This is a genomic window from Parabacteroides sp. APC149_11_2_Y6 (genome assembly GCF_054506995.1).
In genome coordinates this window covers 4,132,723-4,157,214 of sequence record NZ_CP173709.1, presented here as the reverse complement: position 1 = coordinate 4,157,214, position 24,492 = coordinate 4,132,723, and the positions used below count along the sequence as shown (strand labels likewise).

The window sequence follows — 24,492 nt, the reverse complement described above, 5'->3', positions numbered from 1 at the left end:
TATGCTTGTAAAGATTTATCCGGAAAATCCGAATCAAAAAGAAATAGACAAGGTCGTCAATGTCCTCCGGGATGGCGGCCTTGTTATTTATCCGACCGATACGGTGTATGCAATCGGTTGTGATGCCTTGAATGTGCGTGCAGTTGAGAAAATATGCCAGATGAAAGGCGTGAATCCTCAAAAAAGTAACCTTTCTATTATTTGTTACGACTTATCTAATCTAAGTGAATACGCAAAGGTGAGTAATGCAGCCTTTAAGTTGATGAAGAAACACCTGCCCGGTCCCTTTACTTTTATTTTACCTACAAGCAGTGAGCTTCCGAAAATCTATAAGAATCGTAAAGAGGTGGGTATACGTGTGCCGGACAACAATATCATCCGTACATTGGTACAGGCTTTAGGCAATCCGATCCTTACGATGTCCATACGGGATGAGGATGAAGTAATAGAATATACTACCGATCCTGAACTGATTCACGAAAAATATGAAGAATTGGTAAATCTCGTAATCGATGGCGGATATGGTGGCACAGAAGCCTCAACCGTCGTAGATTGTACGACGGATGAGTTTGAAATCCTGCGTCAGGGAAAAGGTGAACTTTCTCTTTAATTAATTTTCCATAGCAATGATTCGGTCGGCAGTCCAGCTGTCGACTATAATTTGTATCCGTTCTTTAGGCAGGGCGGAAGGAAATTGTATATCTATTTCCCGCTGTTCACCCGGCATCAGAGTAATATAATTATCCGAATAATGAACGGGGAGAATGCGTTTACCGGTCTCTTTATCCAACACTTTTATTCGATTGAAGAAAGAAATATGTGAATCTGCTTTTATAAGAACCTTTCCTGAATAATTCGTATTTTCCTTATGTAATGTTGTTTTTAGAATCGGACTGGACAATGGAAGCTGAGAGAGGCTGGTATAGTCCTTCGGTTCCGTGGTCAGCCAATAAATATTAGGTGTACTTGAGGTGTCTTTTAAAGATAATTGCAGAAAATAGACTCCTTTTATTCCTTCCGGGACCTGAATATCCAATAGTTCCTGTACCGTATTCCCTTTACTGTCTGTCTTGATTTCTTTTTCCCAAAGAATTTTGCCTTCGAGATTGTAAATACGGGCAGTAACGGACAAGCCTTCATAATTATTTAGTGTTGTATTCAGTAATCCGGCTTTCCGGGTTACAGGGTTATAGAACGCATGCAAAGGTTCGCATCCTTTCCGGGTTCCATAAAGGGACGCGTTTACATCCAGATACCAGTCGTACATTTGTCCTCGTAAAGAAGTCCATGGGTTCTGGGTTTTCCAGATTAAAATGCCTGTATACCAATCCCACATATGCGAGGCCCAGCCTTCCATGAAACTACGGTATTGGTCGTAGTTTACAATCTGTGCATATTTGCAGTAAGTTTCAATATCTTTTACTTCTCCGAAGCGTTCCAGATGGTCGCGATATCCTAAATCCTTATGGTATTTCCATGTGGCATTACGGGTGATACCATTCTGTGGAAAACCGGCAAGGTCTTGTTCTGACATCATTTCCCGCATACTTTCTATTTCCGGTGAGCCTACAGAACCGGCTTCCGGATTAAACGGATGGGAACGGAATGTGAAAAACCATTCAGGTTCCTGGATGCCATAAGGACCATCTCCGTTATCACCTAAAAGATTACGGGTAAATACTGTATCGGTAGAGAAACTGGCGAAAAGACGTTCAGGGTCCAGTTTCGGGAAAACTTCTTCTTTTAATTTCTTGTCAATATCTATTGCTAAAGGCCATTCATTTGCTCCGCACCAGAAACATAGGCTCGGGTGATTACGAATCATCTTTATCTGGTCTTCCACCGAGGCGATAAATAAGTCGTGATTGTCTGGGTATTCCCAACGACGTTCCCGGGAGTCCAGTTTAGTCGGATCTTCCCAGGCACCGTTACAATCGCCGCTTCCCCATAGGTCCTGAAATACCAGAATGCCATATTCATCACAAGCCTTATAAAATTCGGGACGTTCTACCAGTGCACCTCCCCAAACGCGAATCATCCGTAAATTCATTTCTGCATGGAAACGTACTTCATCCCGGTAGCGTTCAGGTGAAAGACGGAGCAACCAGTCTGAATTAATATAATTTCCTCCGGTGATATATATTTTCTGCCCGTTTACAAAAAAGCGGCGCCCGCCATTATCCGGGCATTTATCCGTTGTTATTTCCCGGATGCCATAACGGATTTGTTTGCAGTCACTGATTTCATTATTGACCTTGAACGAAATGGACATATCGTATAGCGGTTGTTTGCCGATACCATTTGGCCACCATAAACGGGGATTATTAACAGCTAAAGAGGTAAACTCTATTTCTTTTTTCTCATTGGGGGAGAGAGAGACTTGCTGGGTTAAACGACTTCCGTCTGTTTCGCAAACCAACATACCTTTTACTGGCTTGTCTGAGATATTTTCTATCTCGACAGATGTATTTATAAAAGCATCTTTTTGTGTTTTTGCATCAGGAGTACGTATGCCCGGCACTTTGGTGACAATATGAGGCGAGTTTAATTTGATGGAACCTGTAGTTGTTATAGAAACTTCATCCCATATCCCTGTATTTCTGTCGCGAACAGGCTGTATCCAGTCCCAACCGGGTGTATATTGCATTGTATTGTTGCGGGCAATCTGCCCGTCTCCTCCTTGTCCACCGTTTGGATTCCCTGCATGTGTGGGAGGATATACTAAGACTGCCAGTGTATTAGGAGCATCAGTTCTTAGCCAGGGAGTAATATTGAAACTCTTTCTTAAGAACATGCCTTCGTGGGTACTATTATTAATCCGCTTGCCGTTCAGGAATATTTCAGCTTTATAGTTAATGCCGCGAAAGTTAAGCCAAACATTCCGCCCTTCCGGGAATTTCGGAATATCAAATTTGCGGATAAACCAAAATGTGTAGAAATCATTTCCAACTTCATATATATCTGGAATCAGGTTATTGTTCAGTCCGAATTCCGGTGCCGGATATTGCTGATTTTCCAAAAGGGTGGTCAATACTGTCCCGGGTACACGTGCTGATATCCATCCTGTGGTTTCCGGAGGTGTGGCGCTTAATTGATTTCCGTCCACATTCACTTCATTTGCTCTACGGGCAAACCAGTCTGTGTTGATTACTGTTTTTTCTCCCGGTTCGGGAATTATCAACATATTCTTTTCCTGAGCGATTACCGGAGCTGCCCAATAAAGCATGGTTAACCAACAAAGTATATAAATACATCTGTTTTTCATAATATAAATATTTAGTCCCCCTAAGTTACGATAAAAAATAACAGGAGTAAAACAATTGATTTTTTATAATATAGTTCAGGCATAGATTTCACGGGATTCGTGTAATCTATGCCTGAAGGAATGTCGTAAACTGGCTACATAAAAGCCAGTTTAAACATTATTTGTTATAGCACACACACATTCGTTAGAAATTACCTCCGGCAACATCCCACCACAGACGTGTGGCTTCATTGTCCGGGCCGTTCAAATAAGCTTTCGCTTTTTCAACTTCGGCACCATTGGAGTTACTGTCGTTACGTGGGAAACGCAGACGTTTTACGAAATCACCGTCGGCAATACCTCCATTTACATTTGCACTATAGTTTGTTTGAACCGGGAATAATTTAGGATAGCCTGTACGACGGAATTCGCTCCATGCTTCCTGTCCTTCTGGGAACATTGCAATCCATTTTTGATTGATAATTTTATGTAACTTGTCTTCTTTAGAAGCACCTTCGTCCCATTTTACTGTAGCTTTGTCAAGGCCTGAAATATTATTTGCCGGATTGAACGGGTCTTTATAATCAGAGGCTACTTTAGTATCATCATTAATATATGTGTTATAAACATTTGTATCTGTAATCCCGTGTTCTTTAAATGATACCCGGATTCCTTCTTCATATAATTCCTGTGCTGTGCCATCCATATTCCAGCCTCTTAAAGCACCTTCTGCACGTAGGAAGTATACTTCTGCAACTTTCATCCAAGGCAGTGCATTGGAGATACTCTTGTTTCCAACCTGGTCTGTAAATTTGCTGCCGTCCGGCATATTGATTGTAGAATACATTTGGTAGTTTGCTTTATCAGGAATGATGATACCTTGACGAATGCCTATATAATTACCAATGTTGTTGGTAGCTTTTCCATTTTTATCTTTAATGTCTTGAGTTGTATTTTTTTCTACGAACCAGCCAACAGGTCTTACATAAACTTGTAAACGAGGGTCTTTGTATCCATCCAACAAACTAACCAAAGATGCCCCGATACGAATATCTCCATATGCATAATTGATTTCATTCAATGGATTCTGCAAAGTCGGGTCTACTACTTCAATATTTTTATTACCATCTTGCAATACACCATATTTATGATTAACGGCGGCTTCGGCTGTTTCTTTTGCCAATTGAGGTTCAACTTTTACAATACGCATCGCTAAACGTAAACGTAGAGAGTTGGCAAAGCGAATCCATTGTTTATGGTCGGCTCCACATACGATATCGAATTTGGATAGACGTTTCGGATCAGCAGAACCAGCATCTACGAATGTGGTCAAATCATTCACGCTTTCTTCCAGTTCTTTCAGGAATGTTTTATATACAGTAGCCAAATCGTCATAAGGTACGCTTGTTCCACCCTGCATTGCTTTGGTGTAAGGTATCGGACCATAAATATCTGCAACACGGTGCATAGCCTCCACCCGGATAATCTTGGCGATAGATGTAAAGTCAAGTTCCTTTGTGGATTCCAGAATAACACTGATTGGTTTCATTACATATAATTCGCCAGCCTTGAATGGAGTCTCATTCCAGCCTTCATTCATATTATAGGTCGAGTTATTGAAGTTGCCACCAAACGGAGTAGGGTTTGCCATATAACCGGAATATAAGTCTGCATTCAGGTTCTGTTGCAACTGATATTCGTAGTTTCTGTTCTGATAGTTCAGATAAACAGATGTGATAGGTTGGGAGAAGCGTGCTTCCAGTGATACATCCTCCGGTTTCATTCCGTTAGGATTTGTATTGATTGATTCAAAGTCACTGGTACAAGAAACAGTACCCATTAACATGGCTATAGCGCCAAGAGGCAAAGTCCTTTTTATTTGATTAAATATATTCTTTTTCATAATTGACACAAGTTGTTAGAATGTTACTTTCAGATTGATACCATAGCTGCGAGTTGCGGGCAAACCAAAGGTTTCAAAACCCTGCCAAGCGTTGTCGGTAGATACAGACATATCCGGGTCATGAGGTGAATCCTTATAAAGGAAGAATAAGTTACGTGCAATAAATGATAAACTCAGGTTTTTGGAAGCTCCGATCAGATTGCGGAATGTATATCCGACAGACAGTTCACGCAGACGGAAGTTTGTTGCTGAATAAACATATTGTCCACCTGCCTTATCCTTGCCTGCTACAGCTTCATAATATTTCTGTGCGTCAACAATTACACCGTTACCTACATCTACACCACCGTTATCACGTGCATCGGCTGTTTCTTTTGTTACACCATAGCTGTCCAGATAGCTCTGTGTCATACCGATTGTATTACCACCAATCTTGCCATCAAATAAGAAGTATAAAGTGAAATCTTTATAAGTGAATGTATTGCCCCAGCCCAACTGCCAGTTTGAGTTTACATTACCTAAATATTCTTCGTCACCTAAAACTGGAGCACCCTTTTCTATTGCTAAGGAACCATCGGTATTACGTTTTACATCCTTACCGTAAATGTCTCCAAATGAACCGCCTTCTTTCAGCATAAAACGGAAACCGGCACCACTACCAATCTGTACACCATCTTTCAAACGGGCATCCAGTTCTTTGATCTTATTATCATTGTAAGAGATATTGAATTCAGTCTTCCAACTCCAGTCTTTAGCAAAATCAAAGCGGTAACTTGCTGAAGCCTCAAATCCTTGGTTCTGAATATTACCAGCATTGATATAATAGCTTTCATAACCTGAACCTAACGGAGCATCGATTGTAAAGTATTGGTTTTTATTGTTTGTCTTATAATAAGTAACGTCAAAATTCAAACGATTGTTGAACATTGCCAAATCCAAACCGAATTCCATAGAATGCATCTTTTCCGGTTTCATTTCGGTAAACGGAGCTTTTGTATTCGGTTCCAATTGACCCAAGTTAAATCCATCCATTGGATAAGTGATATAAGCAGGAACGTCGTTACCTACGATAGAATAAGAACCACGGATTTTTAACAGGTTAATCTTTTCTGTCATAGGGATCATTTCGTTCAACAATGCCGTCAAACCGAAAGAAGGATAGAAATAAGAGAAGTTATGTGTATAAGCTAAGGCGGAAGCCCAGTCATTACGTCCGGTAATATCCAGGTAAATCATATTGTTGAAACCAAACTGAACGGTCCCAAATACTGAGTTCAGTCGTTTTTTAGGATTGTCGGTTTTTTGGTTCCCATTGCCGGCGATGTTTTCGGGAACGAAGAAGTTCGGTAGTACCAAACCTAATTTATCGCTGTCGAGAATCAGATTTTCGACTTTGGTATCCATAAAGCTGGAACCTAAAGATGCATTTAATTCCCATTTTTCATTCCATGTTTTGTTGAAGTTAACCATTACGTCACCATAGAACTGTTGTGCTTCGAAACGTTCCTGGCGATAACGGCCATTACCATTAGGCGCCCAGGTTTCAACGGTTGTTGCATGCCATTTACGTTCGAATTTATCGAATGTATTATCGATGCTTAAACGTCCCTGAATATTCAGATAATCTGTTATTTTCAGTTTGGCTGTTGCAGAAGCCATGATACGGTTACGTTTTTCTGTTGCTTTGATGCGGTTCAGTACCCAGTATGGGTTTGCAGTAAAGTCATCCAGAGTCGTATACCAGTTTTGAGCCATTAAGTTACGACCTGCATTGTAGACTTCGTAATTATCTTTATAATATTTCCAGTCGCCATTTACAGGGAATGTGTAAGCTCCTGTCAACGGGTTAATATAAGTACCACCGTGAGGGCGGTTATTTGCTTTTTGAGTGATATATGACAAAGATGCATCGATAGTCAGGCGTTCTTTGAATAATTTGAATGATTCGCGTGCTGTCATGTTATGGCGTTGAAAATCATTCGTTGGCATCATGCCTACGGCAGATGTGTTTGCATAAGACAAGAAGCTCTGTACTTTTTCAGTACCACCATTGATAGTAACAGAGTTGATGTAAGTAGAGCCGGTACGGTAAAAATCATTCAGGCGTTTTTTGGCTTCTTTGTCGTTGTTGTTAACTCTTTCACCCCAACTTTTAGCACTTAGCTGGTCACCGGTTAGAATTGCTCCATAGCGTCCTTGCAATTTGGGTGCTGTCAGCGGAGTTTCTAATGTGATATTGGAAGAAAAATCTACACGAGCTGCTCCTTCTCTACCTTTCTTTGTTGTAATCATGATAACGCCATTTGCCGCCATACTACCATACAACGCAGCTGCAGAAGCACCTTTCAGCACATTCATACTGGCAATGTCGTCCGGGTTCAGATTGGAAAGTGCATCACCACCGTCACGTCCTTCGTATTCGCCGGCAAGCTGTGTTGTTTTCGGGTTGTTCATAGGAACACCATCTATAACAATAAGTGGTTGGTTGTTTCCATAAGCAGATTTGTTACCACGGAGGACAATTTTGGAAGAACCTCCAGCTCCCGTTGCATTTGGAGTAATAACCAAACCTGCTGCCTTACCTTGCAAAGCATTAATCATGTTTGCATCTTTTGCACGGGTAAGCTCTTGGTTCCCCACTTGTTGGGTCGCATAAGTCAACGATTTTGCTTTACGTTGGATACCCATAGCTGTTACTACGACTTCTTCGATTTTCTTTGTATCGGAAGACATGTCTACGTTAATTACGGTACGACCATCCAGTGGCTCTTCTATTGTAGTCATACCCAAAAAAGAAAATTGTAGGATAGCGTTGTTGCCTACTTCCAGTTCGTATTTACCGTCTAAGTCGGTAACTGTACCATTGGTAGTTCCTTTTTCAACAACATTACAGCCAATTAATGGCATGTTGGCATCTTTATCCATTACGACGCCGTTCACTTTCTTTTGTGCCCACAGCACATTTGTACATGTTCCTATACATAACAGTACAAACAGTAATAAACTCTTTTTCATGAATTTAGATTGTTTAGGCAAATTAATAAATTTAAAACAGTTCATATTTAACTTAGAGTTGATTTTGTAAAAATTAAATAATATGTTTGACGTTGTCTTACTAGAACTAAATCACATTAACTACTGTTATATATAGAAAATAGAATATAGCATTACAAAGTGTTAACGATAACACCTAAAAAACAGAATCAATAGGCTGTTTTATTAACATTTTTACTTGCTTTTATATCTATTTTGTATACATTTGCCAAATAATGGGTAAAGAACGGACATAGTTCTAGTAAGACTTATATATTTATTTTGTGTTCTTTTGTTTGGTAATTTTAAAAGTATGTAAGTGCTTGATACAATAGAAGTTTTCCTTGATTGCATTTTTTACTAATTTATTATTTTATCTCTTTTTTATGGTTATGAGCTACAGACATTGGTTTTCTTTATAAAATAGTTCAGGCATGGATTCCACGAAACTCGTGGAATCCATGCCTGAACTATTTTATATGAAATTCTGATTGTTAGAAATTGCCACCAGCGATATCCCACCACAAACGCGTAGCTTCGTTATCCGGACCGTTTAGATAAGCTTTTGCTTTTTCAACTTCTGCCGCATTGGAGTTGCGGTCATTACGAGGGAAACGAAGACGTTTTACAAAATCACCGTCAGCAATGCCACCGTCAACATTTGCACTGTAATTTGTTTTGACCGGGAATAATTTGGGATAACCTGTCCGGCGGAATTCACTCCATGCTTCCTGCCCTTCCGGAAACATGGCTATCCATTTCTGGTTAATAATTTTATGCAGTTTATCTTCATTGGAAGCACTTTCGTCCCATTTTACAGTTGCTTTGTCAAGTCCTGAAATATTATTTTCCGGATTGAACGGGTCTTTGCAGTCTGTGGCAACTCCAGTTGCGTTGTTAATATAATTGGTATATTTATCTGCAGAAATACCATATTCATCAAATGAAACTTTAATACCGTCTTCATAAAATCGTTGGGCGCTACCTCCCATATTCCAACCTCTTAAAGCTCCTTCTGCCCGCAAGAAGTATACTTCCGCAACTTTCATCCAGGGTAATGCATTGGATATGCTGTTATTACCGACTTGGTTCGTGTATTTGTTCTCACTCGGCATATTGATGGTCGAGTACATTTGATAATTCGTTTTATCAGGGATGATAATGCCTTGGCGAATACCTATATAGTTGCCTATGTTATTAGTTACATTTCCATTTTGGTCTTTAATATCCTGTGGTGCATCTTTATCTTTAAACCATCCAATCGGTCTTACATAGATTTGTAAACGAGGGTCTTTGTATCCATCCAGTAAACTAACCAAAGAAGCACCAATACGAATATCTCCATATGCGTAATTAATTTCATTCAACGGATTTTGTAACGTAGCATCTGTTACCTCTACGTTTTTATTTCCGGCCATCAGTACGCCATATTTATGGTTAACGGCAGCTTCTGCTGTCTCTTTTGCTAATTGTGGTTCGACTTTTGAAATATGCATTGCCAGGCGCAGACGTAAAGAGTTCGCAAAACGTATCCATTGTACATGATCGGCACCGCATACAATGTCGAATTTGGACAAACGTGTCGGGTCAGCAGAACCTGCTTCTACAAAGGTTGTCAGGTTGTTTACGCTTTCTTCCAGTTCTTTCAGGAATGTTTTATAAATAGTCGCCAAGTCATCATAAGGAACGCTTGTTCCACCTTGCATCGCCTTTGTATAAGGTATCGGACCGTAAGTATCGGCAACACGATGCATGGCTTCCACCCGGATAATTTTGGCAATAGATGTAAAGTCCGCCTCTTTGGTTGATTCCAGAATAATACTGATAGGTTTCATTACATATAATTCTCCAACTTTGAACGCCATCTCGTTCCAGCCTTCATTCATATTGTAAGTCGAATTATTGAAGTTGCCGCCAAACGGAGTTGGGTTTGCCATGTAACCGGAGTATAGGTCGGCATTTAAATTTTGTTGCAACTGAAATTCAAAATTTCTATTTTGGTAGTTCAGATAAATGGAAGTGATAGGCTGGGAAAAACGAGCTTCCAGTGATACTTCTTCCGATTTAATCCCATTCGGATTGGTATTGATTGATTCAAAATTACCGGTACAAGAGATTGCCCCTGTTAGTAACGTTATGACTCCAACATATAATGTTGTTTTTCTTGGGTTAAATATATTTTTATTCATGATTGGCTAATTTGTTAAAAGGTTACTTTCAGATTGATTCCATAGCTTCGGGAGGCAGGCAAGCCGAACGTTTCAAATCCCTGCCAGGCATTGTCTGTAGATACAGACATATCCGGGTCGTGTGGAGAATCTTTATAAAGGAAGAATAAGTTGCGGGCAATAAATGCCAGGCTAAGATTTTTGGATGCCCCTATTAAATTGCGGAAAGTATATCCGAGAGACAGTTCACGCATGCGGAAGTTTGTCGCAGAATGAACATATTGTCCACCAGCTTTGTCTTTACCTGCCACAGCTTCATAATATTTCTGGGCATCAATAATTACACCATTGCCAACATCTACACCACCGTTGTCACGAGCATCGGCTGTTGCTTTTGTTACGCCGTAGCTATCCAGATAACTTTGTGTCATACCGACAGTGTGGCCTCCTATTTTGCCGTCGAACAAGAAATATAAAGAGAAATCTTTATAAGTGAAAGTGTTTCCCCATCCTAATTGCCACTTGGAGTTTACGTTTCCTAAGTATTGTTCATCTCCTAATACCGGAGCGTCTTTTTCGATTACTACGGAACCATCGTCATTACGTTTTACATCTTTGCCATAGATGTCACCAAATGAACCGCCTTCTTTCAGCATAAACCGAAAACCGGCTCCACTGCCGATTTGTACGCCTTCTTTCAAGCGTTCGTCCAATTCCTTGATCTTATTATTATTATAAGATGCGTTGAAATCGGTTTTCCAGCTCCAGTCCTTGGCAAAGTCGAACCGGTAACTAGCAGAGGTTTCAAATCCCTGGTTTTGTATATTTCCTGCATTGATATAATAGCTTTCATAGCCGGAGCCTGGAGGTGCATCAATCGTAAAGTATTGATTCTTGTTGTTTGTCTTGTAATATGTAAAATCGAAATTGAACCGGTTGTTGAACATTGCCAAATCCAGGCCGAATTCCATAGAATGCATCTTTTCCGGTTTCATTTCGGTAAACGGGGCTTTTGTGTTTGGTTCCAACTGACCTAAATTAAATCCGTCCATCGGATAAGTTATATAAGCGGGGACATCATTACCTACAATAGAATAAGAACCACGAACTTTCAGCAGGTTAATTTTCTCTGTCATCGGAATCATTTCGTTTAATAGGCCTGTCAAACCGAAAGACGGATAAAAATAGGAGACGTTCCGAGTATAAGCCAAGGCCGAAGACCAATCATTACGCCCGGTAATATCCAGATAAATCATATTGTTATAACCAAACTGCACCGTTCCGAATACGGAATTCAGGCGCTTTCTCGGGTTGTCGGTTTTTTGATTGCCATTACCTGCAATATTTTCAGGAACGAAAAAGTTAGGAAGTATCAAACCATATTTATCACTGTCTAAGAGTTGGTTTTCAACTTTGGTATCCATAAAACTGGAGCCTAAAGATGCGTTTAACTCCCATTTTTCATCCCATGTTTTGTTGAAATTAATCATTACATCCCCATAAAATTGTTGTGCTTCGAAACGTTCTTGGCGATAACGTCCATTGCCTCCGGGTGCCCACGTCTCGACAGTTGTGGCATGCCATTTGCGTTCAAATTTATCGAATGTATTATCCAGGCTTAGGCGTCCCTGGATATTCAGATAATCCGTTATTTTCAGTTTGGCTGTTGCTGATGCCATGATGCGATTCCGTTTTTCTGTTGCTTTAATACGATTTAAAGCCCAATAGGGATTGACCGTGAAGTCGTCTAATGCTGTGTACCAGTTTTGCCCCATCAGATTGCGCCCTGCATTATAAACCTCATAGTTATTTTTATAATAACCCCAGTCGCCATTTACAGGAAATGTATAAGCACCGGTCAATGGATTCGAATAAGTACCGCCACCGGGACGATTCGTCGCTTTCTGCGTAATATAGGACAGGGAAGCATCGATTGTCAGGCGCTCTTTGAATAATTTGAATGATTCGCGTGCTGTCATATTATGACGTTCGAAATCATTTGTCGGCATCATGCCTATGGCTGTTGTATTAGCATAGGATAAGAAACTTTGTACTTTTTCCGTACCTCCATTAATAGTAACAGAGTTGATATAGGTGGAGCCGGTACGGAAGAAATCATTCAGGCGTTTTTTGGCATCTTTGTCAGTATTGTTTATTCGTTCTCCCCAGCTCTTGGCATTTAGCTGCTCGCCGGATAGGATGGCTCCGTAACGTCCTTGTAGCTGCGGTGCTGTCAGCGGAGTTTCTATTGTGATATTTGAAGAGAAATCCACACGAGCTGCTCCTTCTCTACCTTTCTTGGTCGTAATCATAATAACCCCGTTTGCCGCCATACTACCATATAGAGCGGCAGCAGAAGCTCCTTTCAGTACGTTCATACTGGAAATATCGTCAGGGTTCAGGTTGGAAAGGGCATCACCACCGTCACGTCCTTCATATTCGCCGGTAAGTTGTGTCGTTTTCGGGTTGTTCATAGGGACACCATCGATTACGATAAGCGGTTGGTTGTTTCCATAGGCTGATTTATTACCGCGAAGAACAATTTTTGAAGAACCTCCGGCACCGGTAGCATTAGGAGTAATAACTAAACCTGCTGTTTTCCCTTGCAAAGAATTAATCATATTGGCATCTTTGGCACGGGTCAGCTCCTGGTTCCCGACTTGTTGGGTTGCGTAAGTTAACGATTTTGCCTTACGCTGAATACCCATGGCAGTAACTACGACTTCTTCGATTTTCTGTGTGTCGGAAGACATGTCTACGTTGATTACTGTGTGGCCGTTCACCGGTTCTTCTTTTGTTGTCATGCCTAAGTAAGAAAATTGCAGGGTTGCATTTTCTCCTACTTCCAGTTCATACTTACCATCTAAATCGGTAACAGTTCCGTTTGTTGTTCCTTTTTCAACAACATTACAGCCAATTAATGGCATATTGGCATCTTTGTCCATTACGATGCCATTCACTTTTTTTTGTGCCCATAGCACATTTGTACATGTCGCGAGACATATCAGTACAAACAGTAATAAACTCTTTCTCATGAATTTAGATTTTTTAGACAAAACAGGAACTGTCTTATGGTCCATATTCTGCTTAAAGTTAAGTTCTTAGGTGTTAAATAATATATTTAGGGAATGAGGTGTTAAAAACTATGTATATTGTGGTTTCTACTGTAAAAGTACAATGAGAAGATGAAAGTGGAATGTCTTTTTATTTTCATAATATGGTTGTTTTCATTTTAAAGGGTGTAATTATGCTCTTTAATTGTAACAATTGTTAATGCATTTTGGTTCTGATAAAGCACATGTTTTTTTAAAAAGTTGTAAAGTCTGTAAGCATTTGATACAATAGAAGTTTTCTTCGGTTATTTTCTTTCCCTAATTTATTTTTTCCTACATTCGCATATAATATAATGTATAAGCTATGAACTGGACCCAACTATTATCCGGTAAGCGCTTCGGCATGGAAGAATATCACGAACGCAAACATGAGCGGACTGATTTCCAACGTGATTACGATCGCCTCATTTTTTCATCACCTTTTCGCCGGTTACAAAATAAAACACAGGTATTTCCGCTACCGGGCAGTATTTTTGTACATAATCGTTTGACACATAGCCTGGAAGTTTCTTGCGTAGGACGTTCTTTAGGAAATAATGTCGCAAAGGAATTAATGAAGAGATATCCGGATGGAAGCATAAACTTTCCGGAGATAGGTTCTATTGTTTCGGCAGCTTGCCTGGCCCATGATATGGGGAATCCTCCTTTCGGACATTCCGGCGAACGTGCTATCTCCGCTTATTTTTCAGAAGGAAACGGAAAGAATCTGGAAGAACAGATTTTGAAAGAAGGAGGACGGTTCAGTGATTTCCGCCATTTTGAAGGGAATGCCAATGCGATGCGTTTGCTTACACACCAGTTTGTCGGACGCCGGAAGGGAGGATTTGCACTAACTTATAGTACATTGGCTTCTATCGTGAAATATCCTTATGCTTCCGTTTATGCAGGGAAGAAAGGGAAGTTCGGTTTCTTTCAATCCGAAGAACAGGCCTATTTAAGTATAGCTGAAGAGTTAGGTATTGGACGTAATCCGGAGGATAATAATAAATTTATCCGTTACCCGCTGGTTTATTTGGTTGAGGCAGCCGATGATATCTGTTATCAGATTATGGATATCGAGGATGCTTGTAAATTGCATATCCTGACTACAGAGGAGGCAATCCGGCTTCTTTTGAATTTTTTTGAAGGCGACCGCCTCGAGCATATAGTCCGTGTAATGAAAATGGTAGATGATACCAACGAGCAAATCGCTTACTTGCGTTCCTGTATTATTGGTTTGTTGGTTGACGAATGTTCGAGGGTATTTCTGGAGAATGAAACAGGGATTTTAGACGGCACTTATAATTCTCCTTTGATTAATAATATCTGTGAACAGGCAAGAAGTGCATATGCCATCTGTTCCGAAACAGCCTATAAGAAAATATATAAGGCGAAGGAAGTATTGGATATCGAATTGGCTGGTTACCATATTTTCAGCCATCTGATAGATAGCCTGACAGAAGCTGTAATGAATCAGGGACATGCTTATAGCAAACTGCTTTTGCAACGTATCCCGGAGCAATATGATACGAATGCTCCGACTGTTTACGGTAAGTTACAATGTGTATTGGATTATATATCCGGTATGACGGATGTATATGCCCTCGATTTATATCGTAAAATAACAGGTATGAGCTTGCCTGCCGTTTAATATTCTTCTCTGTATTTGCTTTCCTGCTTATCAGCGAGAATACTCAGATAACTTTTATACCGGGATTCGCTTATGTAGTGCTCTTCCAGAGCATGTAATACGGCGCAACCCGGTTCATGCCTGTGTGTACAGTTACTGAACTTACAATCGGAGGAAAATTTGAATATTTCCGGGAAATAGTGGCTGATTTCCGCTTCTTCCATTTCAATCGTACCGAATCCTTTTATTCCCGGGGTATCGATCAGGTATCCACCTTCCGGCAGAGAAATCATTTCAGAAAATGTGGTCGTATGGGTCCCTTTATTGTGATATTCGGATATATCGCCGGTGCGGAGAGTGGCTCCCGGTACCAGTTTATTGATAATGGTAGATTTCCCTACTCCGGAATGTCCGGATAGAAGAGTGATTTTATCTTTCAGGTCTGCTTTTAATTCATCAAGTCCGTCTTCGTAACGGGCACTGAGTTTGGAGCATGGATAACCGATGCTTGTATATAAGTTAATCAGTGCTTCCATCAATTCCTTTTCTTCATCATGATATCGGTCGGTCTTGTTGAATACCAGTTTTACCGGAACACGGTAGGCTTCGGCTGTAGCAAGAAAACGGTCGATAAATATGGTTGTCGTAATGGGAAAATTGACTGTGACAATCAGCATTGCCTGATCCAGATTGGCAGCAATAATGTGGGATTGTTTGGAAAGGTTGGAGGCACGGCGGATGATATAGTTTTTGCGGTCTTCTATTTCCGTGATGAAGGCAGTTCCTTCTGCATTTATTTCTATATTTACCCGGTCGCCTACTGCCACAGGGTTGGTGGTGCGTATTTCTTTCAGGCGGAAATTGCCTTTTATCTTACTTTCAACATCCTGTCCTTCATCTGTGCGGACTGTATACCAACTACCTGTGTTTTTAACAACCAATCCTTTCATATTTATGGCGAAATGATATAATTGAAAAATTGAGAATCAGGTAATAACCAATTCTCAATCTTCCAATTTCTAATTATTTTAAACTGTCATTATTTCTTTTTCTTTTGCAGCGAAAAGTTCATCTACTTTCTTGATAAACTTATCGTGTACTTTCTGAACTTCAGCTTCTGCATCTTTTTCAACATCTTCCGGGATATTATCCGTTTTAATCATCTTTTTCAAGGCTTCGATTGCATCACGGCGTGCATTGCGGATACTCACTTTTGCTGTTTCGGCTTCCTGCTTGGACTGCTTAGCCAGCGTACGTCGACGGTCTTCTGTCAGTGGAGGAATACCCAGACGGATAATTTCTCCGTTATTTTCCGGAGTAATACCGATTTCCGAGTTCATGATTGCCTTTTCAATATCCTTGATTAACGGCTTTTCCCACGGAGTGATAATAATGGTTTTCGCATCCGGAGTATTTACTGATGCAACATTGGTAAGAGGTACCGGACTACCATAGTACATAACTTTTATGCCATCCAGAATTTTCGGATTCGCTTTACCTGCGCGGATGTGAGCCAACTGTTCGTCAAGATACTCGATAGCGAACGTCATTTTTTCTTCCGCAGCTTTTACCTGTTGTTTCGTATCTGCCATAAGATTGTCTATTTATTTCTGTTTTATTTGTGTACAAAAATATGAATTATTCAGGTTCGTTTCAGGTATAATCGTGTATTATAACCGAATAACCTTCATGCAAAGATAGATAAAAAATAAAGATAACAAAAAGTCTCTTAGTATATTTCCTGGTTAGGTTTGAACGGGATATGATTTCGATGGAAAAAGGGGCTGACTAATTTTTGAGGTCATTTCAAAGGGCAGAAAATCGTTGTTTCTGTGTGTTTTAAAATGTTTGACATTTGTGCTATTGAATAGCATTTTGCTTGAATATAGCCTTTTTCGCTAACTCGATATAAATGTGTAAAAGTCTTTTTAGGAAGATCCGGACTCTTTTTATATTCAAAACGGCGGCTTTTCTGTACTATCCGGCATCTATTTCTATGTATTTGGAGGGAAATTCCAACTATCTCCACGGATAATTCCAACTGTTTGCGCACTAAAAAATAACTATCTGGGCGGATAAAACATACATGTTTTGACTTCAAAGCATGTATGTTTCGATTTCGAATCATATATGCTTTGTTTTTGGATGGTATTAGGTAGAGGCGTAGCTCCAGAATGGATAGAAATCAAACCTGAAGCGAATATTAAAAAGATTATAATATTTCAGAAATCACAACAATATGATTTGGCGTGAATAGCGCGGAGAACGCGGATTAATACAGGTTTTATATTCCTTAATCCATATTTTTTTGGGGAAAATCTGTGTTAAAAAACAAATGCCTTCTCCTGTCTTTTCGGAAGCATAAATCCATTCGGGTATACAAACTGACAAACCTAAACTCCGCGTGGGCACGATATTTGAAACGTGTCCCGCATTTGTCCCGTATAAGCTGCGTATGGAGGGGGAACTTTATCATTTTGATAAAATGGAACTGTTGCATTTCGGTTTGTAGGCGTTAGTGTCAAATTGTTAGTGGGGGAAATAAAAGAGGCGTGACAACTATTTTACTCGGATAAGAATAAAATACGTCACGCCGCTTTTTGTTTTTGTGCCGGAGGCTATTTATTTCCAGATAGAATTGAGTGTATACACTTCCAGATTTTTTACTTCAATGTTGTTGCCCCAGAAATGGAATCCTTCTTTATTTTTAATATCAGGTTTTCTTTCCATAGAGTAGGAGTAAGCCCCATTATCGATGTAAACCTCAACAGATGTTTTGTCTATAAGAATATCCGCTGTAATTTCCATGCTGGTCATATCTTCCGGTGAATAGAATACCCCGTTGACAAGATTGGAATTCATATCATAGTTTAGAAGAGATTGCCCGAAAAGGTTTAATCCGGCTCCTGTTGCATGAGACAGTTTGATGGTAGTGCGTATGCGAAGTGCTCCGTTATTGTTGTAGGCCTGAAGTTTCCGGCTGGCTTCTTCGGCTGACAAGCCGTTCCATTCTCCAGCTTTAGTCTGCAACATTTCCAGTTCTTTGATCGGTTTACTGAATAAGCGGATACCGTCTTTGGTTTTATGCAGGGACAACTCTGTGGGGAACAACATCATGCCATTGAAAGGCATTCCCGGATGTGAGATACGTCCCCAGCCTATTTGTATGCGCCGTCCGTCGGATTCAGGAATGTTTGTAAATGTCTGGGCTGCATAGATAGAGCCTGTGGAATAATAGTATTTACCCGCTTCCGGCGTAAATTTCTTTCCGTCGAAGCTACCTATCATATAGGTACCGGATGCACCGTACATCACCCACTTGGTATTGTTCTTATCCCCATCGACAGACAATTCGAATAATTCCGGGCATTCCCAGAAACCGGTGATATGGCTTTCGAACGTCCAGTCTTTCAGGTTATCGGAATTATAAATGGAATGTCCGTCGCGTTCGTTAAGTACCAGTACCCATTTGTTGGAAGGCTGATGCCAGAACACTTTCGGGTCACGTGTATCTTTACTGTTCCATATGGCCTTGGAATCGATTACAGGATTTCCTGCGTATTTTGTCCATGTACGTCCTTTATCCAAGCTATAGGCGATACATTGGATTTGTTTTTCCGGATTATCGGCTGTGTAGATGGCAACCATCGGAGGCGTATTCCCTTTTCCGAATCCGGAGGTATTCTTATAATCGATTACGGCAGAGCCGGAAAACATGGTGCCGTGTTCATCCGGGTAGAGAGCGATTGGCAGTTCTTCCCAATGGATAAGGTCTTTACTTACGGCATGTCCCCAATGCATGTTTTCCCATTCCCGTTCATACGGGTTATGTTGGTAAAACAGATGATATTCCCCGTCATAATAAAGCAGTCCGTTGGGGTCGTTGTTCCATCCCCGGCGTTGCGTATAATGTATTTGCGGACGGTTGCATTCTTTGTACATGCTATCTTGCCCGGCTATTTCGTCCGCCTGGTAAATCTTGTCGAGTCCGGCTTTGTCCCCTTTATAAGAGATTTTGATTTCCTTATTTTTGAGAGCCGACATGTCGCAAAATACCCAATAGTCCGGTTTGTCCGGTGCCAGGCGGATATTGAATGCCCGTTCCTGCTTCCCTTTTACATCGAAAGTCATCATGGCACGGTCGGTCTGCTGGGAAACCGGAAGATTTAAGTACTTCTTTGTTATTTTCATTGTTATATCCTGTGCATCCACGGTGGAAAAACAGGTTAACAAGGCACTGGTGAGAATTAAAACTGATTTGCTTTTCATGTATGTATGTTTATAAAGATATTAATGTTTTAATTTAAGTGATAAAGCAAGCAGGTATAAAACGCCTATTGTCAGTATGAATAAGGCGCCTGTTTGTGATTGGACAGCATCCGAAGCAAATCCCATGAGCAATGGGAATATCGTTCCTCCGAAAAGTCCCATAATCATCAATCCGGATACTTCGTTTTGCTGTTGTGGTCTCGACAGCAATGCCTGCGAGAACAAGATGGAAAATACATTCGAGTTCCCGAATCCTACTAATGCAATGCAGGTATAGATAAGCAGTTTGCTATCGAACAGGAAGAAGCCCGCCATGGAAAGAAGCATACAGGCCACACTCACAATAAAGAATTTCTTGGACTCCCAATGTGCCAGGATAAATGAACCGGTCAGACATCCGATGGTACGGAAGATAAAGTATAGGCTTGTAGCGAAAGACGCTTCATGGATTGTCATGCCCAACCGCTCCATAAGGATTTTGGGTGCGGTAGTGTTTGTCCCTACATCAATGCCGACATGGCACATGATACCGATAAACATGAACAGGATAAACGGTTTTCCCAATAAAGACAGGCATTCGGCATAGGTAGACGGTTTTTCTTCCTGTTTTTCTTCCTCAATAGAAGTTGCCCCTAATAAGAAAATGGCAATAATTGCGATTACCATATAAACAGGGAATAAAATACGCCAGCCAAGTCCGAGTGAGGGAATAGCAGCCGTTGCTCCCCACATCGCAATGTAGGGGGCGAGGAAGGATGCTATCGCTTTGACAAACTGCCCGAAAGTCAGGCTGCTTGCCAGTTTGTCTCCGGTAATGATATTGGACAATAACGGATTCAGGGAAGTTTGCATCAATGCGTTTCCGATTCCCAACAGTGAGAAGGATGCCAGCATCAACGCGTAACTATCGCCGAATATCGGAAGCAGCAGGGAGGCGAACGTCACAACCAAACTCAATAAAACCGTCTTTTTACGTCCTATCCGGTTCATCATCATTCCTGTAGGAATGGAGAAAATCAGGAACCAGAAGAATACAAGCGAAGGAAAGATATTCGCTTCCGAGTCGGTCAGGTTCAAATCCAGTTTTACATAATTGGAGGCAATACCTACCAAATCCACGAATCCCATGGTGAAGTATACCAACATCACCGGGATTAATTTCATATAGAGAGTTTTTTCTTTCATATTCAGTCTTTTTCAGGATAAGCAGGCCATGCCCCTTTCTTTGTACAAACGAAAGCCGCTGTTTCCACCGCTTTCTGATGGGCTTCGCGTAATGATTTACCTGTCAATATGGAGTAAATAAATGCTCCGGAGAAAGAATCGCCGGCGCCTACGGTATCTTCAACTTTTACTTTGGGCGTTTCGATAGTCGACGATTCGGTAGCCGTATAAATGGTACTGAATGCACTGCCTGCCGTAAGCACCAGATAACGAAGGTTGTATTTTTCGATAAACCAATGGCAGCAAGCTTCCGTATCCCCTTCCAGACCGAACATCGGACGAAGCAGTTCCAGTTCTTCATCATTAATTTTGAAGATATTCGCCTGGGCAAGCAATTCCTCTATTAACTCTTTTGAATAGTAATGTTGACGGATATTGATGTCGAAAAAACGGATGGCATCTCTGGATATATGGTTCAATAGCGTCAGGATGGTCGACCTCGATTCCGGGAAACGCAAGGCCAAAGTTCCATAACAAACGGCATCGGCCTTTTCCATCAGGTCGATGGCTTCCTGTGTAAGTGGAATATGGTCCCATGCCACCCCTTCGATAATCGTATAATCGGGTATGCCGTTTTTCAGTTCGACCATCACACTGCCTGTTGGATAGTTGACAGTACCCAGGCAGTGCCCGATATGGCTTTTATCCAGTTCCTGTACGATTTCCGTACCGGATAAATCATTTCCTACTGCACTGATTGCATAACCTTCCGCTCCCAGTTGTGTAGCATGATATACAAAATTGATAGGTGCACCACCTGCTCTTTTTCCGGTGGGCAATACGTCCCACAATAACTCGCCGATACCGGCTACGATTGGTCTTTCTTTTTTCATGATATGATTTTTTATTGAATCCATACTAATGATAAACAAATCTAAGCATTAGGGCTGTATGTTACAACCCCGATTTATACAAATTACAAGTATTAACCATTACACCGTAGTGATGTTTTTGTAGAAGCAAAAGTAGCAACACGCTATAAAACAGATGATAACAAAAAAGACATAAGTTATAACAAATGTCACATCCGCTCTTCTTTTATTCGTGAGCTTGCGTCGACAGCCCGCACCGCCTTGCGTCTGCAACACGCGCAAGGCGGCGTCTACGGCATGCGCGCCCCTGCGTCGATGATACGCGCCGCTCGGCGTCGATACCCGACGCAGGTCATCATCCATATCAACGCCTTTCCCCAACTGTCAATTGTCACCTGTCAATTGTCACCTGATTCACATATTCGCTCGGTGTCATCTTAAACTCCGCTTTAAAGCATTTAGCGAAATAAGCGGAAGAAGAGAATCCTGTCTGGTAAGCGATTTCGCTGACGGTATATTGTTTTTGTTTGAGTAAAGCTGCCGCTTTTTTCAGCCGGTAGTTGCGGAGGAAATCTATCGGGGATGTTCCGGTAAGTTCTTTTATCTTGCGGTGGAGATGCCCGCGGGAGAGTCCGAGTGTGTCGCTTAGTTTTTCAATAGTAAACTCAGGGTCGGCATACACCTCTTCTATGCGGGAGAGGAATTTACGGAGGAAGAGGTCGTCCATACTTTCCACTTTCTCCGGTTGCGTCATCAAAAGATTATTCTCCTGCAATTTTTTAAGCAGGTTTTCACGCAGATGTTTCTGTTCTTCCAGGATACGTATGATACGTAGCTTTACGAAATTAACCTGGAAAGGTTTCTGTATGTAACCATTCGCGCCTCCCGATATGCCATACATACGTTGCCGTTCATCGGAAAGGGCGGTGAGCAGAATTACAGGAATATGGCTGGTTATCAGGTTCGTCTTAATTGCTTTGCAAAGTTCGAAACCGTTCATCTCCGGCATCATCACATCTGTAAGCACCAATGAAAAGGTTTCTTGTTGCAGCAGGGATACTGCTTCTTTGCCGTTTGTTGCTGTCTGTACGGTGAAATTGGTTTCCAACTCCCGGGCGAGGAATGAGCGTACATCATCATCGTCTTCCACAATCAGGATGGTATAGGGATACTGCTTGGCGAGTAGCGTTTTCTCTTCCGTATCATCCAGATTAGCGGCGTCGTAAGCCAGGTGCGAGACCGGAAGTTCGGTAATATATTCACCTTTCAGTTCCGTTTTATCCCGGTGAAGCTGTATTGTGAAGGTACTTCCTTTGCCTAAAGTGCTTTCTACCGTAATTTTTCCGTTGTGCATCCGGATATATTCATTTGCCAGATGAAGCCCTATGCCTGTTCCGGTACGGCTGTTTTCCGAATAGAACCGGTTGAACAGATAAGGGATATTTTCGGGACTGATACCGGAACCGTTGTCTTTTACACTCAGAGTCGCCCATTCATCGGAAGTCGTTACTATGAGGTTGATTTCTCCACCTTCCGCCGTAAACTTGAAGGCATTGGAAAGGAGGTTTACCAATACTTTTTCCAGCATATCAGGGTCGAACCAGATGCGGCAATCTTTACTGTCGGAAGCAAAGGTATAACGGATGGAACGAACCTCTGCCATACTGTTGAAATAGGATTTGACTTCAGATACAAAAGTGACAAGGTCTGTTTCCCGTATTTTCAGCCGCTCCTGTTTGTTTTCAACTTTACGGAAATCCAGAATCTGGTTGATAACGCGTAGCAGGCGGGAGGCATTCTTATGAATCAGCTCCAAATCCGGAAGGAATGGCGAGTCGTGCATCAGCGTCTGTAGCCGTTCCAACGGACCCAGTATCAATGTTAACGGAGTTCGTACCTCGTGGGATATGTTTGTGAAGAATTGGAGCTTGGAGGCTGTTACTTCTTCTATTTCTGCATTTAGTGCGATCAGTTTGCGGCGTTGTTCCTCTTCTTTCTTATTGATAGCCCGCAGTTCCCGGTTGGTGTTCCGTATTTTGCGGTTGATAAAGAATACATAGACGGAAAGGGATATGAAGCCGATCATCAACAAGGATATCACCCATAAAGAGTTTTGCAGGAACAAAAAGCGGTTTAACAGGTCGTCCATGCGGCTACGCTGTTTTTCGATACGTTCCTGATAGTTGTTCATCCGTTCGGACTGGAACAACAGGGTCTGTGCCGCTTCCTTATCGACCATGCCGCTATGCAGCGAGATAAATTTTTCCACCGGTTTCCCTTCAAGCAGTTGCATGGCGGTACGTATTACCTGGTCTCCTCCGGTCGGATAAAGGAAAGAAACATTGATGCGTCCGTCAGCAATCGCTTCCAATCCTTTCCGAGAGACGGCATCCATTCCTATAATGCGTAACTCTTTGCCACGTATGGAATCGACAGACAGAAAATGTTCCCTTGCGGCAATGGCCATCATGTCGTTATGAGCATATACTAAATCGATGGGATGGGAAAAGTCTGTCCCTTTCAACAGTTTTTGTGCCGTATCATACCGCCATTCCCCGGCAATCGTACGGAAGGTCAAATCTTTACGGTTTTGCAAGGCCTCTTTAAATCCATTATGCCGTTCCTGTGCAGGGGAAGAACCCATGGCACCCCATATTTCGAGGATGGTGGCATTCGGTGGCAAATGACGGGCGGCGTATTCTCCGGCTGCAAAACCAATGTTATAGTTGTTGGCTCCAATAAAAGTCGTGTATTGGTTGGTATTTACTTTCCGGTCGGTAATAATGGTCGGGATACCGGTGCGGTAAGCTTCTTCGGCAATATTGGAAATAGGGGAGGATTCTAAGGGAGAGATAACAAGCACATCCACTTTCCGGTCGATAAGTTCGCGGATTTGGCGGATTTGCTCGTTATTGTTGCTGTTGGCATCTTTAATAATGACTTCCAGATTATCATAATTGGAGGCTTCGATGCCTGCTTCGCGTATCATCTCCTGCCTCCAATCATCATCCAGCATACACTGGGATATACCTATCACATATTTCTTCTCTTTCCCGCCTCCGGAACATCCCAGCAGTAGAAACAGCAAAAGGAATATGGACAGTTTGTATTTCACAT

General features: G+C 41.5%; 13 protein-coding genes. 2 read left to right on the top strand and 11 right to left on the bottom strand.

What is annotated here, in order from left to right; all coding sequences use genetic code 11:
- Position 1 precedes the first annotated feature (1 nt).
- Positions 2 to 610: an L-threonylcarbamoyladenylate synthase gene (locus ACGE0T_RS17335; protein WP_459187833.1), complete on the top strand. Its 609-nt coding sequence runs from the start codon at positions 2 to 4 to the stop codon at positions 608 to 610.
- Here ACGE0T_RS17335 and ACGE0T_RS17330 read toward each other — a convergent pair whose 3' ends face one another.
- The 5 genes from ACGE0T_RS17330 to ACGE0T_RS17310 form a co-directional block, all read right to left on the bottom strand.
- On the bottom strand, positions 611 to 3,265 hold the full coding sequence (locus ACGE0T_RS17330) for a glycoside hydrolase family 2 protein (protein ID WP_459187832.1): 2,655 nt from the start codon (positions 3,263 to 3,265) through the stop codon (positions 611 to 613). It abuts the gene before it with no gap.
- 184 nt (positions 3,266 to 3,449) lie between these two features.
- Complete coding sequence (locus ACGE0T_RS17325; RefSeq protein ID WP_459187831.1) at positions 3,450 to 5,147, bottom strand: SusD/RagB family nutrient-binding outer membrane lipoprotein; 1,698 nt, start codon at positions 5,145 to 5,147, stop codon at positions 3,450 to 3,452.
- Positions 5,148 to 5,162: 15 nt separating this feature from the next.
- Positions 5,163 to 8,162 carry a SusC/RagA family TonB-linked outer membrane protein gene (locus tag ACGE0T_RS17320; RefSeq protein ID WP_459187830.1) on the bottom strand — a complete coding sequence of 1,000 codons (3,000 nt, stop codon included), beginning with the start codon at positions 8,160 to 8,162 and terminating at the stop codon, positions 5,163 to 5,165.
- A 512-nt stretch (positions 8,163 to 8,674) separates the two neighbouring features.
- Positions 8,675 to 10,369, bottom strand: coding sequence for a SusD/RagB family nutrient-binding outer membrane lipoprotein (locus tag ACGE0T_RS17315; RefSeq protein WP_459187829.1), 1,695 nt, complete (start codon positions 10,367 to 10,369; stop codon positions 8,675 to 8,677).
- A gap of 14 nt (positions 10,370 to 10,383) precedes the next feature.
- Positions 10,384 to 13,383 (bottom strand): SusC/RagA family TonB-linked outer membrane protein, encoded by a 3,000-nt coding sequence (locus ACGE0T_RS17310; RefSeq protein WP_459187828.1) that lies wholly within the window; start codon positions 13,381 to 13,383, stop codon positions 10,384 to 10,386.
- 382 nt (positions 13,384 to 13,765) lie between these two features.
- On the opposite strand from ACGE0T_RS17310, the gene dgt reads away from it, so the two are divergent.
- Positions 13,766 to 15,091 (top strand): dGTP triphosphohydrolase, encoded by a 1,326-nt coding sequence (gene dgt / locus ACGE0T_RS17305; RefSeq protein WP_459187827.1) that lies wholly within the window; start codon positions 13,766 to 13,768, stop codon positions 15,089 to 15,091.
- Here dgt and rsgA read toward each other — a convergent pair.
- From rsgA to ACGE0T_RS17275, 6 genes are all read right to left on the bottom strand, one after another.
- A complete protein-coding gene (gene rsgA / locus ACGE0T_RS17300) occupies positions 15,088 to 16,020 on the bottom strand; it encodes a ribosome small subunit-dependent GTPase A (protein WP_459187826.1) in 933 nt (310 codons plus the stop codon). The genes dgt and rsgA overlap by 4 nt on opposite strands.
- Positions 16,021 to 16,098: 78 nt before the next feature.
- Entirely contained in the window at positions 16,099 to 16,662 is a 564-nt protein-coding gene (gene frr, locus ACGE0T_RS17295; RefSeq protein ID WP_459187825.1) for a ribosome recycling factor, read from the bottom strand.
- Between the two features lie 1,030 nt (positions 16,663 to 17,692).
- A complete protein-coding gene (locus ACGE0T_RS17290) occupies positions 17,693 to 19,339 on the bottom strand; it encodes a DUF4980 domain-containing protein (RefSeq protein WP_459187824.1) in 1,647 nt (548 codons plus the stop codon).
- 21 nt (positions 19,340 to 19,360) lie between these two features.
- Positions 19,361 to 20,524, bottom strand: coding sequence for an MFS transporter (locus tag ACGE0T_RS17285; protein ID WP_459187823.1), 1,164 nt, complete (start codon positions 20,522 to 20,524; stop codon positions 19,361 to 19,363).
- 2 nt (positions 20,525 to 20,526) lie between these two features.
- Entirely contained in the window at positions 20,527 to 21,396 is an 870-nt protein-coding gene (locus tag ACGE0T_RS17280; RefSeq protein ID WP_459187822.1) for a carbohydrate kinase family protein, read from the bottom strand.
- Positions 21,397 to 21,766: 370 nt separating this feature from the next.
- A complete protein-coding gene (locus tag ACGE0T_RS17275) occupies positions 21,767 to 24,490 on the bottom strand; it encodes a substrate-binding domain-containing protein (protein WP_459187821.1) in 2,724 nt (907 codons plus the stop codon).
- Positions 24,491 to 24,492 lie beyond the last annotated feature (2 nt).

What these genes read in the sequence shown, in the direction of transcription:
- rsgA (WP_459187826.1), bottom strand. Translation starts at nt 16,020, where the DNA reads ATGAAAGGATTGGTTGTTAAAAACACAGGTAGTTGGTATACAGTCCGC.
- frr (WP_459187825.1), bottom strand. Translation starts at nt 16,662, where the DNA reads ATGGCAGATACGAAACAACAGGTAAAAGCTGCGGAAGAAAAAATGACG.
- ACGE0T_RS17310 (WP_459187828.1), bottom strand. Translation starts at nt 13,383, where the DNA reads ATGAGAAAGAGTTTATTACTGTTTGTACTGATATGTCTCGCGACATGT.
- ACGE0T_RS17315 (WP_459187829.1), bottom strand. Translation starts at nt 10,369, where the DNA reads ATGAATAAAAATATATTTAACCCAAGAAAAACAACATTATATGTTGGA.
- ACGE0T_RS17320 (WP_459187830.1), bottom strand. Translation starts at nt 8,162, where the DNA reads ATGAAAAAGAGTTTATTACTGTTTGTACTGTTATGTATAGGAACATGT.
- ACGE0T_RS17290 (WP_459187824.1), bottom strand. Translation starts at nt 19,339, where the DNA reads ATGAAAAGCAAATCAGTTTTAATTCTCACCAGTGCCTTGTTAACCTGT.
- ACGE0T_RS17285 (WP_459187823.1), bottom strand. Translation starts at nt 20,524, where the DNA reads ATGAAAGAAAAAACTCTCTATATGAAATTAATCCCGGTGATGTTGGTA.
- ACGE0T_RS17335 (WP_459187833.1), top strand. Translation starts at nt 2, where the DNA reads ATGCTTGTAAAGATTTATCCGGAAAATCCGAATCAAAAAGAAATAGAC.
- ACGE0T_RS17280 (WP_459187822.1), bottom strand. Translation starts at nt 21,396, where the DNA reads ATGAAAAAAGAAAGACCAATCGTAGCCGGTATCGGCGAGTTATTGTGG.
- dgt (WP_459187827.1), top strand. Translation starts at nt 13,766, where the DNA reads ATGAACTGGACCCAACTATTATCCGGTAAGCGCTTCGGCATGGAAGAA.
- ACGE0T_RS17330 (WP_459187832.1), bottom strand. Translation starts at nt 3,265, where the DNA reads ATGAAAAACAGATGTATTTATATACTTTGTTGGTTAACCATGCTTTAT.
- ACGE0T_RS17325 (WP_459187831.1), bottom strand. Translation starts at nt 5,147, where the DNA reads ATGAAAAAGAATATATTTAATCAAATAAAAAGGACTTTGCCTCTTGGC.